This window comes from Psychrobacter sp. TB55-MNA-CIBAN-0194, from assembly GCF_040309505.1.
Taxonomy (GTDB): domain Bacteria; phylum Pseudomonadota; class Gammaproteobacteria; order Pseudomonadales; family Moraxellaceae; genus Psychrobacter; species Psychrobacter fozii.
Genome location: NZ_JBEOOW010000004.1, coordinates 292,117 through 311,654, shown reverse-complemented (window position 1 = coordinate 311,654; position 19,538 = coordinate 292,117). Strand labels below are relative to the sequence as shown.

General features: G+C 41.8%; 11 protein-coding genes. 7 read left to right on the top strand and 4 right to left on the bottom strand.

Annotated elements, in window-relative coordinates; genetic code table 11:
* Positions 1-159 precede the first annotated feature (159 nt).
* Entirely contained in the window at positions 160-1,461 is a 1,302-nt protein-coding gene (locus tag AAEY75_RS06990) for a BaiN/RdsA family NAD(P)/FAD-dependent oxidoreductase (protein ID WP_197215680.1), read from the bottom strand.
* A 475-nt stretch (positions 1,462-1,936) separates the two neighbouring features.
* On the opposite strand from AAEY75_RS06990, the gene acs reads away from it, so the two are divergent.
* The 5 genes from acs to AAEY75_RS06965 all read left to right on the top strand — a co-directional run bounded on the left by acs (position 1,937) and on the right by AAEY75_RS06965 (position 8,226).
* Positions 1,937-3,898: an acetate--CoA ligase gene (acs, locus tag AAEY75_RS06985; protein WP_352259196.1), complete on the top strand. Its 1,962-nt coding sequence runs from the start codon at positions 1,937-1,939 to the stop codon at positions 3,896-3,898.
* A gap of 265 nt (positions 3,899-4,163) precedes the next feature.
* Positions 4,164-5,345, top strand: coding sequence for an NAD(P)/FAD-dependent oxidoreductase (locus AAEY75_RS06980; RefSeq protein WP_352259195.1), 1,182 nt, complete (start codon positions 4,164-4,166; stop codon positions 5,343-5,345).
* A gap of 265 nt (positions 5,346-5,610) precedes the next feature.
* Positions 5,611-5,865 carry a hypothetical protein gene (locus tag AAEY75_RS06975; RefSeq protein ID WP_352259194.1) on the top strand — a complete coding sequence of 85 codons (255 nt, stop codon included), beginning with the start codon at positions 5,611-5,613 and terminating at the stop codon, positions 5,863-5,865.
* 691 nt (positions 5,866-6,556) lie between these two features.
* Positions 6,557-7,237, top strand: a complete 681-nt coding sequence (pgsA, locus tag AAEY75_RS06970) for a CDP-diacylglycerol--glycerol-3-phosphate 3-phosphatidyltransferase (protein WP_110922213.1) — start codon at positions 6,557-6,559, stop codon at positions 7,235-7,237.
* A gap of 215 nt (positions 7,238-7,452) precedes the next feature.
* Complete coding sequence (locus AAEY75_RS06965; RefSeq protein ID WP_352259193.1) at positions 7,453-8,226, top strand: hypothetical protein; 774 nt, start codon at positions 7,453-7,455, stop codon at positions 8,224-8,226.
* Between the two features lie 134 nt (positions 8,227-8,360).
* On the opposite strand, the gene AAEY75_RS06960 is transcribed toward AAEY75_RS06965, so the two are convergent.
* Positions 8,361-8,855, bottom strand: coding sequence for a pyridoxamine 5'-phosphate oxidase family protein (locus tag AAEY75_RS06960; protein WP_197099712.1), 495 nt, complete (start codon positions 8,853-8,855; stop codon positions 8,361-8,363).
* A gap of 567 nt (positions 8,856-9,422) precedes the next feature.
* On the opposite strand from AAEY75_RS06960, the gene purL reads away from it, so the two are divergent.
* Positions 9,423-13,421, top strand: a complete 3,999-nt coding sequence (gene purL, locus AAEY75_RS06955) for a phosphoribosylformylglycinamidine synthase (RefSeq protein ID WP_352259192.1) — start codon at positions 9,423-9,425, stop codon at positions 13,419-13,421.
* A 139-nt stretch (positions 13,422-13,560) separates the two neighbouring features.
* Positions 13,561-16,845, top strand: coding sequence for a hypothetical protein (locus AAEY75_RS06950; RefSeq protein WP_352259191.1), 3,285 nt, complete (start codon positions 13,561-13,563; stop codon positions 16,843-16,845).
* A gap of 236 nt (positions 16,846-17,081) precedes the next feature.
* On the opposite strand, the gene tdh is transcribed toward AAEY75_RS06950, so the two are convergent.
* Complete coding sequence (tdh, locus tag AAEY75_RS06945) at positions 17,082-18,107, bottom strand: L-threonine 3-dehydrogenase (protein WP_352259190.1); 1,026 nt, start codon at positions 18,105-18,107, stop codon at positions 17,082-17,084.
* 58 nt (positions 18,108-18,165) lie between these two features.
* The gene (gene kbl, locus AAEY75_RS06940; protein WP_352259189.1) at positions 18,166-19,356 is read right to left on the bottom strand and encodes a glycine C-acetyltransferase; all 1,191 of its coding nucleotides are present in this window, start codon (positions 19,354-19,356) and stop codon (positions 18,166-18,168) included.
* Between the last annotated feature and the right edge of the window lie 182 nt (positions 19,357-19,538).

Sequence of the window (19,538 nt, the reverse complement as noted above, 5' to 3'; positions counted from 1 at the left end):
AAAAATCAACTTAAGTAGAATAAAAAATTAAACATAGATGGTTATAGCGTGTTCAGAGTGCTCTAAAAACACGCCCTAATGCATCATCAAAATCATTGAACACGACTGATTTTTAAATAGACTAATGGCTAAACAGATGAGTTATTAAAAAATGAATCGTTAGACAATCTCGCCACTGACGAAACCGCTTGCCCACGCCCACTGGAAATTATAACCACCCAGCCAGCCTGTGACATCGAGCACCTCACCGATAAAGTACAGACCCTCTTGCAAATTACTCTGCATGGTTTTTGAGGATACTTCATCTGTTTTGACGCCGCCGCGCGTGACTTCAGCGGTACGATAGCCCTCGGTACCAGAGGGCTTCAGTTGCCAACCATTTAGACTCGCACCAAGCTCTGCCAAACGCTCATCTTTAATATTAGCAAGCTCGGTATCTTTTATGTCTTCCCACAGGTGAGTCTGCAGCGCAGTCAGCAGCTTTTTGGGTAATGCATTGTCTGTATAGTCAGCCAATACTGTACGAATCAGCTGCTTGGGGTGTGATTTTTTATGAGCCAATAATAGCGCTGTCGTATCTGTCTCTGGTAGCAGGTTAATGCTGATGGTTTCACCCGTATGCCAATAGTTGGATAGTTGCAGCATAGAAGGACCGGACAGTCCACGATGGGTGAACAGCAGCGGTAACTTAAAGGAAATGCGCTCATTACTGGCAATGACTGGCAAGCTAATGCCTGACAATGCTCGAATCAGTTCACCTGTTTTATCAGTGAAGGTAAAAGGCACGAGACTGGCATCAGTCGGTATGAGTGTATGCCCAAACTGCTGTGCCACCTCGTAGCCCAAGCCGCTAGCACCCATCGTTGGTATAGATAATCCGCCAGTGGCGACGACTAACGACTCACAGCGATAGCCTGTTTGTGGCAGCTTGGATAGATTTGCCGCCTCTTTTCTCTCTTGCTTTTCTTTTTTACTGAGTTGCTTGGTAGTCAATAATTGAAAACGAGCATTTTTATCATTTTCGACATTTTGAACACTTTCAATTTGAGCATTCAATTTTACTTGTACGCCTGCTGCTGCACACTCATCAAGGAGCATGCTCAAGATATCTTGTGCAGAGTCATCACAGAACAGCTGACCGTGCTCACGCTCATGGTAAGGAATTTTATGCGATTCAACCATACCGATAAACTCCCAACTGGGATAACGGCTGAGGGCTGATTTACAGAAATGTTGATTGGCACCAAGGAAATGCTCAGGCTCGACGAAGTAATTGGTAAAGTTACAGCGGCCACCACCTGACATGAGGATTTTTTTGCCCGCTTTATTGGCATGATCCAATACCAGTACGCGGCGACCACGGCGACCCGCAGTGAGCGCACAGTATAACCCTGACGCGCCAGCACCGATAATAATGACATCGTAGTGGGCGTATTGTGATGTATTGCGTTGATTGCTCATTGTGGTCTCATAAAATGATAGAGCCTGTCCACTATAAAATCGCTACAGGTATCAACCTCGCTCACTATCCAACGGTATAGCGGGCACTCAGTTTGTTGTATCGATAATAGGGTGAATTGACTATAGATATAAAATAGTAAAAATAAAGCCGATTGCTTATATTTAATAAAGTCGTGCTTCAAAAGAGTCAGTCGCTCTTAGCGTTCGCTTTAGAGTAGCTATTGTCCATATTTTATTTAAGGTTACAAGGATTAAATAGCTTATTGCCCTGTCCATAAATTTTATCATGCGTGCCCAATTATACAGCTGTACAGTGATATTGTTATGAATGGCGGTTGATGCCTTGCAACCATCCGGCTTATTTGTCAAACTAACCTTACGTGTCACGCATTATGGAAGATGGCTCTTATTACCTGTACAGACGGTCGTTATTGACGATTGGTACAGGTCATAATAATTAAAAAGGATGACTATTATGACTCAGAAATCATTTCCCCTTGCAGCCGAGTTCATCGCTGCTGCCAATACGACAGCCGAACAATACCGCACCGACTACCAGCAGTCTATCGAATCCCCTGAGTCTCATGATGCCTTTTGGGCGCAGCGTGCCGAGCTGATTGATTGGATAAAAAAACCAACCAAAATCAGCGACGTTAATTATGATTTAAAGGATTTTCGAATCAAGTGGTTCGAAGATGGTGAGCTGAATATTTCTGTTAATTGCCTTGATCGACACCTACAAAACAACCCTTACAAACCAGCGATTATTTGGGAAGGCGATCATCCTTCCTTACATAAAATTATCTCCTTTAAAGAACTGCACGAATCGGTCTGCCGCTTGGGTAACGCCATGCGTAAGCTGGGGGTCAAAAAAGGTGATCGCGTCACCTTATATATGCCGATGATACCGGAAGCGATGGTAGCGATGCTGGCATGTACGCGTATCGGTGCCGTGCATTCAGTGGTCTTCGGCGGGTTTTCTGCTGAGAGCTTGGGCAATCGTTTGATAGACAGTCGCTCGAAACTGGTTATCACTGCTGATGAAGGTTTACGTGGTAATAAACGTACGCCGCTCAAGGCGAATGTCGATCGTGCGCTCGATATGGATGGCACTGACAGCGTGACCAACGTCATCGTCGTCCATCGTACTGGTAACTCTGTCCCGATGAGTGGTCGCCGCGACCTTTGGTATCATAGTTTAATAGACGGTGAATCGCAGTATTGTGAGCCTGAAGTGATGAATGCCGAAGATCCGCTGTTTTTACTCTACACATCTGGCTCGACTGGTAAGCCTAAAGGTGTGTTGCATACGACTGGTGGCTATATCACTTATGCGCTCTCTACGTTTCGAGATGTTTTCGATATTAAAGACGATGATGTCTACTGGTGTACAGCTGATGTAGGCTGGATTACGGGTCATACTTATTCAACTTATGCGCCGCTCGCCAATGGGACGACGACAGTGATGTTCGAAGGTGTACCAGAATACCCAACGTGGGCACGCATCGGCCATATCATTGATAAGCACAATGTGACGGTCTTATACACCGCGCCGACAGCGATTCGAGCGATGATGAAGGAGGGGGATGCTTTTGTCCGTGAGTCTAATCGTTCTAGCCTGCGTTTGCTCGGAACCGTTGGGGAGCCGATCAATCCAGAAGCATGGGACTGGTACTATCATGTCGTCGGTGATAGTAAATGTCCAATCGTTGATACATGGTGGCAGACGGAGACTGGCGGTATCTTAATGGCGCCGATACCAGGTGCAGACGCACTCAAACCGGGTGCAGCTATGAACCCTCTATACGGTATAAAACCAGAAATCGTCGATAGGGATGACACTATATTAGAAGGCTCTGCTGAAGGTAACTTGCTGATTAATAGTAGCTGGCCGGGGCAAATGCGTACCATTTATAATGACCATGAGCGTTTTTTAGCGACCTACTTTAGCGATTATCCAGGCTATTATTTCACCGGTGATGGGGCGCAGCGTGACGAGGACGGACACTACTGGATTACGGGGCGTGTCGATGATGTGCTCAATGTTTCAGGGCATCGTCTAGGCACAGCCGAGATTGAAAGCGCCGTGGTCGCACATCCTGCCACGGCTGAGGCTGCGATTGTCGGTATGCCACATGAGATTCGAGGCACGGGTATTTGCGCCTTTATCATTCTAAAGTCGGGCGAAAAAGAGACAGAGTCACTGAAGGCTGAGCTGAATCGACATGTGCGCTCTGAGATTGGCCCCATTGCTAATTTAGATACTATTCATATCGTCAATGTACTACCAAAAACGCGCTCGGGTAAAATCATGCGCCGTATCTTGCGTAATCTAGCCGCTGGACAGTATGTTGGTTTAGGTGATTTATCCACCCTTGCAGACAGTTCTGTGATTAATCAATTGGTTGAGGTAGTCAAAGCTGAGCGCGGAGCATAGTCATTCCACTATAAAAGAGTTACTGCGTTAACCTCGCTTGAAGTATTACATATAGATCTACACTATCCTCGTTAGGCAATTAAAAAAAGCCATGTTATAGAAATAGCATGGCTTTTTTACGTAGACGATATTGATATGAATAGGTTTTAAAGGTTCAATGCTATTTAAAAGTTGAATACTAGTTAAAAGTGAATCGACTACAACAAACTGTTATTTTTATAAATATTATTTTCTGACCACATACCCTATAAGGCTTATTGTCATTATGACTCATCATCCTTTAAACCGTACCGATACTACTTTACCTAAAATCGCTATCATCGGCGGTGGTCTGACAGGGCTATTTACCGCCACATTATTAGAGCGTGCTTTTAGCCAAGGTAATGATAAAGATCTGATACCTAGCATCACTATTTTTGAAAAGTCTCGCAGTGTTGGGCGTTTAGCCACTCGTTATCGTACCGATAGTCAAACTGGTAAGAACTGGCAATGGGCATTTGGGGCACAGTTTTTTACGGCTAAAACAGCTAGCTTTCAACATTTCATTGCGCCTTGGCTAGAGTCAGGTTTATTGCAACCATGGTGTGCACAAGTGGTCAATCTAACACCAGCAAACGATAGCATTGAGTCATCCGATATCCAAAGCAAAGAGCAATGGAACATCACGCAAGCACGCTATATCAGTACCCCCAAAATGACCAGCTGGGGACGTGAATTGGCTGATGAATTGCAGCACACCACGATAAAGTTTAAAACTCGCGTTGCACCGCTGGCTCAATATGATGGTTCTATAACGGAAAAAGCTGATAAAAAAACGGAGTTATTTGACGATACTGGCGCGAGTCTCGGTTACTTTGACTGGGTGATTTGTACCGCACCTAATGGTCAGGCAGCCGAGCTGATGGCAGATAGCAACTTTGCTGCGCAATCAAGAATTACTGAGCCACAGATGCAGGCTTGTTATACATTGATGTTGGGGTGGAGCGATATTGCCGTATTACCGAAAGCGCTAAGTAAAGATGTTCAACCAGAATGGGATGTCGCTTATCTGATAGACTCTATTCTCGATAGGATATTTATCGAGCATCAAAAGCCTGCTCATGACGATCTGCTACCTAGTGTTACCATTCATGCTAGCAATCATTGGTCAGAGCAGCATGTCGATGATGATATCGAGACCGTCCAAGCACAGTTACTGCGAGCGGCACAGCAAGCACTGAACTGGGATGAAGCAAATGCACCTAGCCAAATAGACAGTCATCGTTGGCGTTATGCGGCAACGGTGGTTAATGACAGCGCTGATAAAGAGGCACCAAGCATCTTAGTCGATGAGCCACATCAATGGATTGTCAGTGGTGACTGGTGTGCACAGGGCAATATCGAAAGCTGCTATCAAATGGCACAACAGACGGTTGAGGCTATTTATAATCTTCGTAAAATAATATAAGAGTAAAGGAGTTGCTCATTGACTAGTGAGGTCTATTGGCATATTCAAGATATTAAATATGCATTTAAATGATCTAAACGCATTCGATAGAACTAATAGACCAACTCATGACGGGATGGGCAAAGTCATAAGAGATTAATTAGTGTTGTATTACTAAAATTATGTATATTAAAATTAATCCTTAAATTAAAAATAATGCTATTAAAACCTCTAATAAACAGATATATTTACCTATGGTAATATATGGAATGGTATAAAGCTAGAGGTGAATAAAGTGCTGATAGGAAGTGATTTAACCCGCGTGATGCTCGAAAATGGTTGTCAGGATATATGGTGTGCGGTAGATGATAATAGCGATGAAGATGCTATGAGAGATCAAATCGAGAATGATTTTACAGCGAGAATTGTATCTTGTGACAATGAAAAATTCTACTGTACAGCAGGTATAGCATGGTTATGTGCTGTGCCAATCAAAGTGTTGCCAATGACGTTAAGTGATGTGAAATTCGAAATATCGTAATTTATGTTATATCAGCTCAACAGGTTTATAACCTGTATTAAGAACCCACCGTTAAGTGGGTTTTTTAATTTAAGGCAGAGAAGATTCTGATAGGAATTTAATAACCAAAATGCTCAGATGGTTATAAAATGGCACTGTATGGATATAAATAGTAAAAATTTCTATTGATGAATAAATGTGGGCAAAAAAGAGCCCACAAAGGAGAAGCTGTGGGCTGAGGAAAACTGATCGTGTAGTAATAATTATAATGACTACAAGGGCAGTGATTGGGCGTTGTTGTTATTATAAAATTTCTATTATTGCTCTCTAAGATTAAAGTAGTAGCGGTTAATTCAATAGGTAGGTGTAGTTGCCTATTTATTTAAGTGTACAAGTGTTTTATTGGAATGACTATCATAGCGTAAACAGCCACTGTTTGGCTGTTTTGGTTACATGATATTACCTTTAAAAAAATATCTAGAGGAAGTATTTGATCAACCATACTGCTGATATGATGTCGAATGAAGATAGATGCTTTTCTGATTTTATGCGCACTACTAATAAATAATGTTAATAATTCGTAGTTATATGACGATTAAGGATGGATTTTAATATAATTAGTAACTGAGTAGCTAAAGAGATGGCATGACGACCTGCCTGAAAAATGCTAAGCTATCTGCCATTATTATGTCTATATGAAACTGGGTTTGCCATGACTGAAAATACGCATTTGCATACGCAGGAGCCATCAAGTACGCAAAATACCAAGAGTATTTTTAACTTGCCCAATAATCTGACTATTGCGCGAATATTAATGATTCCGCTATTTGTCGCCATTGCTTATTGGCCACCTTCCATGGGAATCGGCATGCCAGCCATCTCAGATAATGTGATTGCGCGGGTAGGCATGAGCGAGTTTAGCGATAGCTTGGTACGCCATTTATTATTGACGGGCGTTTTTATTATCGCTGCGATTACCGATTGGCTAGATGGTTACTTTGCGCGTAAGCTCAATGTGATGTCAGCTTTTGGGCGATTCTTGGATCCCGTCGCTGATAAACTGATGGTCGCGGTAGCGCTTATCATCTTAGTACAATGGCATCCCAATATCATAATGGCGATCGCTGCCATCGTGATTATCTCACGTGAAATCGCGGTATCTGCGTTGCGTGAGTGGATGGCAGAGTTGGGTAAAAGTACCAGTGTGGCTGTGTCTTATGTGGGTAAGCTTAAGACAACATTCCAGATGGTGGCAATTACCGTGCTATTGCTCAATTGGGAATCACTTGAAACCATTGGCTATGTGTTGATGGTAGCAGCTGTTGTTCTGACCTTATGGTCAATGATGATTTATCTAAGAGCCGCTTGGCCATATCTCAAGCAGAGTGGTTAAGCCATATTATTGATTGTAGTATCATAAAATTTAGATAAAAACGCCAGTCGCATTAGCCACTGGCGTTTTTTATTGTCTAGTATTCGCTTATGGGACGATCGATTTATTTTACTCTTTGATTGTACATACTGTTGATATATACTCAAAATTAGTAAACAAAATATAAGAGAATTGGCCGAAGTATGACGAGAGGTCATTCAAATAAGGAAGTAGGCATGACATCACATCAGAAAAAGTTGGGCGCTGCCGTATTACTATTGGCATTATTGACAGGGTGCTCTTCGGGCTCAAATATGCAAGAGCAGTCCACTTCAACTATTCAGCAAGAAAAATCCATTCAAACAGACTCTGTTGCAGAACGTTCTACTCAAGATGCTGCTGAATCAGAACGCTTAGGTACCAAATGGGGCGATGATGTTAATTCAGAGGTCACTACTGTTGACTTGCGCCGTACCAATCCTGAGCCTATTGAGCAGATGCAGGTTCGTTATGCAGACAAATCCTATACGGGCCGCGCCGTAAATAGCATGTCGCTACTGGCGGGCAAGGTTGACTTTTCAGCGGCAACCGATACTGGAAAACTATCGCTCTATCGTAATGCTGGCAATTACTACCTTCAAGGTCAGGCGGGTCAAGCCTATCGTTTGGTATATCATAACAACAGTGCCAACACTTATGAAATCGTTGCCAGTGTCGATGGTCTAAATGTATTGGATGGCAGTTCTGCCAGTCGCTATGACAGCGGATATGTGTTAGAGCCAAATGACGATTTGGTGATTGAGGGCTTCCGTAAGAGTCAGAGTTCGGTTGCTTCTTTTATCTTTAGTAAACCAGATGATGCTTATGCTGCCAATACTGAATCAGGCTCTATCAGTAATACTGGCGTGATTGGTACAGCTATTTATGAGTTGTATGATCCTACTAAGCCAAAGCCTCAACAGCCACAAGCCTATCCAGCTGACAATGGCTATGCAAAACCGCCACAATAATTATAACTTTTATTTTACTGTGAAATAAGAGACAAACTACCAAACATAAAAAACGCCAGTCGCATTAGCCACTGGCGTTTTTGTATTCTACTATTTTGCATTCAAATAATGGTTTTCTATAACATTACTAACTTTTATAAAGTGACTGAGTTGTTTTCACCTAGATTGGTCGCTTTTTTACCATCCATTACCGCAGCGGTGGTCATCTTAAACATGTTAACCACTGAGCTACCGCTTAGCCAGTATTCTGCACCATGTGGTACGACTTTAATTAATTGTATATTTGGATCTTCTTTACCTTGCTCATAAAACGCATTGTAGATCGGTGACCACAGCTCATCTAGCTTTTCTTGGTCTTCAACCAATTCTGCCTTACCGTTGATAGAGACATAATTCTTAGCATCTTGACTGACGTAGGCCAAGTTGACCTGCGGATTTCTTTCGATATCTTTGACCGTTTCAGTGGTCTTATCGCCGATGAACCAAATTTCTTTTGCACCGATACTGGTTTCGCTAGTGGTCATCGGGCAGGCATGTAGATGGTCTTCATGAGTGCGTGTGGTCATCATGGCAAATTTGATGTCTTTTACCAGTTCTTGCACTTTATCGATATGGTCTTGTCTACTCATAGTAAATTTCCTTTTCTTTGTAGTATTTAATTAACAGTTATGAAGTTTTTGTTAGGTAAATTTTTATTTATTAATTTTTAACTTTTTGACAATTCGTATTTAGAATACCGACAACCAGTGGTCTATTTATATAGGTTGCCAGTAATACGATGTGAAAGTTTGTAAGGAGTATAAGGGTTAAGTAAAAATTGTGACGTTATACTCATTTCACTATAAAAGTGTCACTGCGTTAACTTCGCTTGAAGTATTTAATGTACATCTACACTCAGTTGCCTTTCACTACTTTTAAATTGAATTGACTAATCGACTATATAGGTGCTCAAGCTTTCTGCTCTGAAAAAACGGTATGCAATATGATGTCGAAGATAGAAGCCTAAAGAGTAGATCAGGGAGAAGGTCAAAGGGAAGAACAAGGCAATTATTTGCTAACCGTTTGCGAGTTCGATAAATGCGCTTTTCGGCAATTTATCTTGGTTTAGACCTGCTTATTACAGGGCTTCTTGTTATAATACGCAGACCATTTACTTAGCATGGCAGAGATGCCTTGATCTTACGGATTATGCCTTTATGATGACCATCGCCGGACAACCGTTTCTTACCGATTTTCAGACGCAGCAACTCATCAGTCAGTTCCAGCAAAAAACCGAGCTCAATGTCAGTCAAATAAGTACCCAGCAAGTGTATGTGCTATCACGCAAGCTCGAAGGTGATGAACATAAAAAGGCGTTAGACCTACTCGCTGTTGACAGTGCGACAGTGCTGACTGGCCCGCAGGACAACCAATTACAAGTCATCGTTGGTCCACGTTTTGGCACGATTTCGCCATGGGCAAGTAAAGCGACTGATATCTTTAATAACTGTGAAATTGAAATCAATCGTGTTGAGCGTGTGGTTGTTTATACCTTAACAATTGATGGTGAAGCAGGCGAAAAACTACCAGTAGACGCTGAGCAGTTATTGTTTGACCGTATGACGCAGAGCTTGGTTTATGATTTGAATGATTTGAACGAATTGTTTGATGATGAGCAGCCAGCATCATTGAATCATATTGATGTTATCGGACAAGGTCAATCAGCGCTAGAGTCTGCCAATACCCAGTTTGGTTTTGCGTTATCAAGTGAAGACATTGATTATTTGATGAATGCGTATGTCAATGAGCTGAAACGTAACCCAACTGACGTTGAGCTAATGATGTTTGCACAGGCAAACTCAGAGCATTGCCGTCATAAGATTTTCAATGCTGAGTGGACAGTGGATGGTGCAGTACAGCCAAAGTCACTGTTCCAAATGATTAAGAATACTTACCAGTCGAATCCACAAGGTATCTTATCTGCCTATAAAGACAACGCTGCTGTGATGGCGGGGTCTGACGGCATGCGTTTTTACCCAATTCCAACTGATGCGATGGATGCAAACTCTGCCCATCCTTATGACTTCCATGAAGAAGCAATCGACATTTTGATGAAAGTCGAAACGCATAACCATCCAACGGCTATCGCGCCGTATGCGGGTGCAGCGACAGGTGCTGGTGGTGAGATTCGTGATGAAGGCGCAACAGGTCGTGGCGGTAAGCCAAAAGCAGGTTTGACAGGCTTTCACGTATCACACCTACATATCCCAGAGCTCGCTGAAAAATGGGAGCAGTCAGGTCAATTGAGTACTCAGGCTTATGGCACGCCAGATCGTATGGCAACCAGTCTTGAAATTATGACTGAAGCGCCACTCGGTTCAGCCAACTTTTCAAACGAGTTTGGTCGTCCTAACCTATGTGGTTACTTCCGTAGTTTCCAGCTTGATACGTCAGCGGCAAAAGACGGCAGCGAGATGCGCGGCTATCATAAGCCAATCATGCTGGCAGGTGGTTACGGCAATATCAAACGCAACCTCATTGAAAAAAACGCCATTCAACAAGGTGATTTATTAATCGTCCTTGGTGGCCCTGCGATGCAGATTGGTCTAGGCGGTGGTGCAGCGTCTTCCGTTGATAGTGGCTCACTTGATGAAGGCTTGGACTTTGCCTCGGTTCAGCGTGACAATGCTGAAATGGAGCGTCGTTGCCAAGAAGTGATGGATCGCTGCTGGGCACTAGCCGGTAATGATGTCGATGCGAGCAATAATGGCAAAGACGGCAACCCGATCGTATCATTGCATGATGTGGGCGCTGGCGGTATCTCTAATGCAATGCCAGAACTGGTCAATGACCACGAGATGGGCGCGATACTAAATCTGCGTAAAATTCCATCGCTAGAAGCTGGCATGTCACCAATGGCCATTTGGTCAAACGAAGCGCAAGAGCGTTATGTCCTCGCGATTCGCCCAGAAAGCGAAGCCCAGTTCGATGCGATCTGTGCGCGTGAGCGTTGCCCATATGCCATCTTGGGATCAGCCACGGATGTCCGTCAGCTGGTCGTTGACGATACCTTGCTCGCTGAGCAGCCTGTTGATATGCCGATGCAAGTATTGCTCGGTGGTACGCCGAAGATGAAGCGTAGCTTTGAGCGCCATGAAACCAGCTTACCTGCATTAGAGTTAGGCGAAGTCAATTTAGCTGAGTCTATCAAAGACGTCTTGCGTCACCCAACGGTCGCTAGCAAATCATTCTTGATCAGCATTGGTGACCGTTCTATCACGGGTATGGTCGTGCGTGATCAGTATGTAGGTCGCTATCAAGTGCCCGTGTCTGATTGTGCAGTGACGGCATCAGGTTTGATCGCGCTAGATGGTCAGGTGATGAGCGGCGAAGCGATGAGTATCGGTGAACGTACGCCAGTTGCGCTAATCAGTCCACAAGCGTCAGCACGCCTTGCAATTGGCGAAGCGGTTACCAACATCGCTGGTGCGCGTATTGCTCAGTTGTCTGATATCACGATGTCAGCGAACTGGATGGCAGCATGTGGTGATGATGCGGAAGACGCAGCCTTATTTGACGCGGTATATACAGTCGGCGAAGAGCTATGTCCAGCACTGGGTATCGCTATCCCAGTCGGTAAAGACTCGCTATCGATGCGTGCCAACTGGACTGACAGCAGTGAAGCAGGTGAGACGGATAAATCAGTCGTGTCACCAATGAGCTTGGTGATTACGGCCTTTGCTCCTGTGGTTGACGTGGCAAAAACGCTAACCCCTGAGCTAATCAATGGTGACAGCGCGTTCTACCGTATTGACTTGTCTAAAGGCAAGCTACGTCTAGGCGGTTCAATCCTTGCGCAAACGCTTAGCCAATTGGGTAACGATTGCCCAGATTTAGCACAGCCAAGCGACTTGGTTGATTTCTTTAACTTTGTCCAAGCGGGTAACGAGCAAGGCGTCATCAGCGCCTATCACGATATCGGTGATGGCGGTCTATTGGCGACTATCGCTGAGATGCAGTTCACCAGCCGTCAAGGTATCAAGCTGTCATTGACCGATGATAACTTACTCGGTCAACTGTTCAGTGAAGAGCTGGGTGCGGTCATCCAAGTATTACCAGAAAACGTCGCTGCTCTCATGCAATTGGCAGAAGAGTTTAACGTTGCTGATATGCTCAGCCTCGTTGGTCAAAGCTCGGAAGAAGACAGCTTACTTATCCAAACGCCAACGCTCATGGGTGCCGACACTTTACGCTTTAGCCGTACCGAATTACAGCAAGCGTGGACGCAGGTTAGCTATCAAATCGCGCGTCGCCGTGACAATCCTGCGTGCGTACAGCAAGAGTATGACTTGATTGCTGATGCGAGCCATAAAGGTCTTATCGCTGCGCCAAACTTTGATCTCAATCAAAAGGTTGAAGAACCATACTTAGCTAGTCGTGACAATAAACCAAGAGTCGCTATCTTGCGCGAGCAAGGCGTCAACGGTCAAACGGAAATGGCAGCAGGCTTTACCCAAGCTGGCTTTGAAGCGGTTGATGTACACATGAGCGATCTACTGAATGGTCGCATCAATCTACGTGACTTCGACGGTCTGGTCGCTTGTGGTGGCTTTAGTTATGGTGATGTACTGGGCGCAGGCTCTGGTTGGGCGAACTCTATCTTGTTCCATGACGAGCTACGCATGCAGTTTGTCCGCTTCTTTGCCCGTCCTGATACCTTCTCACTAGGCGTCTGTAACGGCTGCCAGATGATGGCTCAGTTAAAAGACCTCATCCCAGGTGCGGATAACTTCCCACGCTTCATCGCCAACCAATCGGCTCGTTTTGAAGCGCGTACGGTCAACGTAAAAGTCGAGCGTACCAAGTCTATCCTGTTCAAAGGCATGCAAGACAGCATCTTGCCAATCGCTGTGGCGCATGGTGAAGGCTATGCCACACTAGACAATACACAAATCGACGGTATGGCAAAACACGGTCAGCTTGCGATGCGTTATGTCGATAGCCAAGGTCATCCAACTGAGACTTATCCGCTCAATCCAAACGGTTCTGTCGGCGGTGTCACGGGTCTGTGTAGCACTGATGGTCGCGTCACCATCATGATGCCGCATCCTGAGCGTAACCTAAAAGCCTATAACCACAGCTGGAAACCAGAAGAGTGGGATGAGGACGGCGCGTGGATGCGTATGTTCCGTAACGCTCGCGCTTGGTTGCGCTAGGAAAATTTGAATTAATCTTAGATAATAAAAAAGGTGGGCTTCGGCTCACCTTTTTTGTGTTTAGCGCTAATATATATATTTGATTTTCACTTTAATAAAAAATTAATTTTAATATCTGAATTCTTGGAAAGGATGCTATATGTCAGAAAAATTTGGTAGCTTCTTGAATAATTTTCGTCCTCTATCTCATTATATTAATAACGAGATCAAAGAAACTTTACATAAAAATGAAGCTTATAAAGATAACCGCTCTAATTTTCTTGAAAAAAGTATAATTTCTTGGTCAAATCATTATAAAATATATCTATTCTTACTATTCCTTTTATGCTTTATGGTGGGTTGGAATGCTCATTGTTGGATGAGCTATATACCAGCATATATTAAGATTGAAAAAGATTCTAGTTTGTTAGGGGTGTTATTAACTGGTCAGATTACAATTATAGGTCTAATTTATCCTTTAGTAATTTCACTTGTTAGTATTTTGTTCCAAGACAAGGCAGGGAAAAAGGTCATTTTTTCTCTATATCAAAAATTCTCAGGTTTTATGTTTGCTGGTTTGAGTGGTCTATCATTAACCATTATTCTCGCATTTAGCTTGATTTTTAATAAAAATTTGACAGATAAACTAAGCTTCATATTAAATATAACTCTAACGTTTTGGTTTATCTTTAACTTATTCTTAATGATTTGGTTTTTTGTAAAGACATTAAGTGTTTTGGATGAAAGGAAGAAGGATGAGTTTATATTTCGATTTGTAACGAACCAAATTTGTGAATTTGATTTGAAAAAATTGATAAGAGATGTATATATTGAAGATCTATTTAAATATAATTTATTAAGAGCTAGAGGTAATGATTTATTAATAACTTCAAATGCTTTTATGTTAAAAGAACATGAAGGCGAAATTAATTATTGTACTAAAAGAAGTAAGGAATTACGTAATATTTCATTATGGAAAATAAATCTAGCACTATGGTTGCAAATAGAAATATTAAAACGTTCTAAAAGTAAAGTCGAACCGAGTGATTTTAATTTCCAGATCTGTATTCCTAAATCTACGTATAGAAGAAAGAAAGTAACTCTTGCAAAGTATTCTGGATTTAAGATCAATTGCTTTGTATTATTTTTAATAAGGAGTTCTGTAAAATATAAGAAAAATAATAATAGAACAGGTGTTGGGATATTATCTGCCTTAGAAGCATTTACTAGTCCTGTATATATTGCATTGGATAATAATGATGAAGGCTATTTTATCGAATCACTAAATAGATTGGTGAAATACCATATTCAATTAGTTGAGGTTTTAGATTTCGAAAGTCCCGATGGTGAGCCCAATAATTGGTTGTTTGTAGATAAAGGTGTTTGGAGTAGTTCTTATTTCACAGATTTTATAAGAAGTTATCATATTCTATTAGAAAAGACTATTAATAAAATCCCTACTAGTACGCAGTATTTTTCTTATGCGTTATATTTTTATAGGAATATTTATTCTGCTAGAGAAAATATAAATGATATCGAAACCAACGCTATTTTTAGAAATGTATTATATTTATGGAGTGCTCTTCTAAAATGGAAAAACCAATCTAACGATTCTAATATAGTAATTGAAAATAGTTTTAACGATGCTATACATAAATTTGTATCAGTTTGGGAACAATGGAAGAGTTTTTATATTATGCATAAATACAAGGACATTAATAAATCGTATCCAGTATTGTTTGAGCATATGAAATACACAGCTGAAATGGTAGTAGAATCATTAAGAATCGAAAACGATCAAGCGTTAGGGTGGTCTACCGATATGTTAGTACATTGGAAGAGTGGTATTTTAAAAGAAGGTTTTTATAATGAAAAAAAATCATGGCATTCAAAAGTTATTGATATTGAGATGCTATTTGAAGAAAATGCAGACTTATGGTTTAAGATTAGACGGGGTAATGTTGAGAACTTAGATTTTGCTATTAAGACAGCTCTAAAAAATGCGTATGTTGATATAAGGTTTCTAACAGTATGTTCCATATTAGCCAACAGCGATGATGTTCTAAGAGTCAAACCTTATATTGATGCATTACTACAAGAAAATAGAATATATCCTACTGGTACTAGCAATACTAAAGTGGAAGGTATTAGTCAGGCGAATCAGGTGCTAGGTATTTATATTAGATGCAAAAAATTTCATCTTGGTGGTATAGATATTGATTCTGAGTGGCAAGTTAGATTAATCGAAAATTCTAACCGTAAATTTAGCCAGAAAATGGTTTCTGGAAGAACGTACGCAGGGCGGCATAATGTAAGTATAGATAAGGAATTTATTCAACTGATTGTGTCTTACTCCTCAAACAAATGGAAGCTATCGGGAGATTGGCTGAATACTTTAAAATCAGATATCTATAGCTTTTCAAACAGAGAGGACATGACTCGTAATTTTAGAGGCTTAATTGATATTGCTCAAAAAACGTCTAAATACAAGTTATTATCTTCTGAAAAAACACACGAAGAGGTGGTGAAATATCGCACAAATTTTGTAGAGTCAATGGAAGAGCTGATTGATGAGATTGAGAAGATTAATAATAGTCATGTTATAAATTCTGGTGTCGATAAAAAAGTGCTTTATGAGATGGCTAAGGTGGCATCTAATGACTTCATAGCCTATGAAACGAAGTTTCCACTTAATATATTTGGCGCAATAAACAGAGATGGAGTTGAATTAATCAGTAATAATCAGGTTAGCGTAAGAGATTTTGAAAAATCTTATATCATGAGTGATGATAGACCTTCAATACATAGCTCAGTTGAAGGTTATGGTGAAGGAATAGCGAATAATCTAAGAAATGTTATATTAAGGAAAATATTCATTAACAAGCCAACAAGCTGTGAGTTGTTTGATTCTTTAGAGGATATGTTATTCTTTATTTTAAATGAGATTAAAACACCTGATGCTGTTCTTCTATGTCACCAAAGTATATCTGATTTGATATTTGACTTATTAAATGAAGATGAACAAAAGCTTGAAATACTGCAAATTACCAAGAACTATTCAGAAAATTACATCTGCAGAATTGGTGATTGTGAGGTTTATAGTAATAGTTTTGATATTTTAGATTCATGTATTCTTACAACGAAAAATAGATTCAAAGCCTTAGTTATCGAAGACTTTGAAGATGGTAATGTCGTCAATGTTGTCTTCAATGAGAATGAACAGGATAAAACAAAAGGTAATTTATCATTTGATTATAAATTAGATATTGAAACTGATAAAACTATACCATTTATTAAACTAAGTTTAACGCCAAAAAATATCGAGAGTGACGAAGAGGCCGTTGAAGAACATACTGATAACGTTATTCAAGAGGAGTTGCACGAAAACAAAGTACCACTTAAGATAAATAGGTTTTTAAAATTTCTCTCAACTTATCGAAGATAGATTGCCTACGGTGGGTTAGCAAGAATAGTCCACTATAAGTATATTAATTAGAGAAGTTCCTTTAAAGTACATTTTCGTCTTACTCTTCTAAATCATCCTTCTAAGCCTCGGCAAACACCTCATGAATCTCATCCCTTCTTAATATCCAAAAAAAACGGCACTGAAATCAGTGCCGTTTTATCAGTCGTGACAATTTAAACCCTAACCACGACTCCTCAAATGCTGAATCGCCAAAATTAATCCCAGCTTAAAATAACCTTACCGCATTGCCCACTTTCCATGATATCAAAGCCTTCTTGGAAGTCATTAATGTGCATGCGATGGGTAACGATGGGCGACAGATCAATACCGCTAATCAGCATTTGCTCCATCTGATACCACGTCTCCCACATCTCGCGGCCATAGATACCTTTTAGGGTTAACGCCTTGAAGATAATCTTGCTCCAATCCACCGTGGTGGTGTTAGGCAAAATGCCCAAGAGCGCAATTTTAGAGCCGTTATACATATTACTAATCATCGAATCAAACGCCTGAGGCGAGCCTGACATCTCAAGCCCAATATCAAAGCCGTGCATTTTTAACTCAGCAATGGCGCCTTCGATGGTTTCACCTTTGGCTGGGTTGATGGTCATCGTCGCGCCCATTTTTTTGGCAAGCTCTAGGCGATAATCGCTGATATCGCTGACCACGATATTACGCGCCCCTGCGAAACGGCAAATCGCTGTTGCCATCGATCCAATCAGACCTGCACCCGTAATCAGTACATCCTCACCAAGGACAGGGAATGAAAGGGCAGTATGCGTGGCATTGCCAAAGGGGTCCATAATGGCTGCCATCTCATCGCTAATACGCTCATCGAGTTTGATGACATTATCGGCAGGTATCACCAAATATTCGGCAAACGCGCCATCACGGTCGACGCCCACGCCGATGGTGTTTTCGCACACATGGAGCTTACCACGGCGGCAGTTACGGCAATGCCCGCAAGCGATGTGTCCTTCGCCAGTGACTCGATCACCCACTTCAAAATGCTTTACACCATCGCCCATTTCGCTAATGACACCGACGTATTCATGTCCGATAATCATCGGCGTCTTGATGGTTCTTTCTGACCACTCATCCCACTTATAAATGTGCAAATCTGTCCCACAAATGGCGGTTTTTTTAATTTTAATTTTAACGTCATTGATGCCAACCGTAGGTTCTGGCATGTCTTGCATCCAGATGCCTTTTTTAGCATGGGCTTTAACCAGTGCTTTCATACTTTTCTCTTATGTAGCTGCATTTTATTGTTGAATTTAGATAAATACTAAACGATGCTTAATCAATCACTTTCATTTGCTTGGCGACTTTGATAAATGCGGCGATACACTTATCTAGCTGCTCGCGAGTATGGGCAGCAGAGAGCTGGACACGGATGCGAGCCTCGTCCTTGGGTACGACAGGGTAGAAGAAGCCAATCACATAAATGCCTTCTTCAAGCAGTGCGTCTGCCATTTGCTGCGAGACATTGGCATCATAGAGCATTACTGCACAAATGGCCGATTCGGTAGGCTTGATATCGAAGCCCGCATCTTGCATTTGCTTCACAAAATAGGCGGTATTTTCATGCAATTGGTCTTGTAAGGTATTGTCTTGCGACAGCATCTCAAACGCTTTTACCCCAGCGGCAGCCACCATAGGAGGAATAGAGTTTGAAAACAGATACGGGCGTGAGCGTTGACGCAGCATCTCAATCATTTCTTTTTTACCCGTGGTAAAGCCGCCAATAGCACCGCCAAATGCCTTGCCTAATGTACCCGTGATCAGCTCAATATCACCACTTAGATCAAACAATTCAGTCACGCCGCCACCCGTGTGACCGACCACGCCTGCTGAATGCGACTCGTCAATCATCACCATGGCATCATATTTCTGTGCCAACGCATAAATCTCATCCATTGGCGCGACATTACCATCCATTGAAAACACACCATCGGTGACAATCAAACGAAAACGCTGTGCTTGCGCTGCTTGCAATTGCGTTTCTAAATCTTGCATATCCGCATTAGCATAACGATAACGGGCAGCTTTACACAGGCGCACACCGTCGATAATTGAGGCATGATTTAACGAATCAGAAATAATGGCATCATCGCTGGTCAGCAGTGGCTCAAAAGCACCGCCATTGGCATCGAAACAGGCCGCATAAAGAATCGTATCTTCAGTATTAAAAAACTTAGAAATTGCCGCTTCTAATTGCTTATGCAAATCTTGCGTACCACAAATAAAACGCACAGATGACATGCCATAACCTGAGTCTTCGATGGCTTTGATCGCCGCCTTTTTAATCTCAAGATGGTCAGACAGTCCAAGGTAGTTATTGGCACAGAAGTTAAGCATCTCACGACCATCGGCGATCTTGATGAGCGCATCTTGCGGAGAGGTGATAACGCGCTCGTTTTTATACAATCCTGCTGCGCGTATATCACTGATTTCTTGTTGTAGGTGTTTTTGAAAGGCTTGATACATAAAGATTCCTTTTTTAATATTATTAGCGTTTGTATTGATAATCCATATATTAGGACTGCTGATAGAACCAAACTATATTGCTTATTAGGGCGTGTCTTCATTTCAAAAATGGTGATAAAAATGAGATAAATTGCCGTCAAACAAGGAAAATAGCGCAGATAATATCGGTATATTAACCAGCT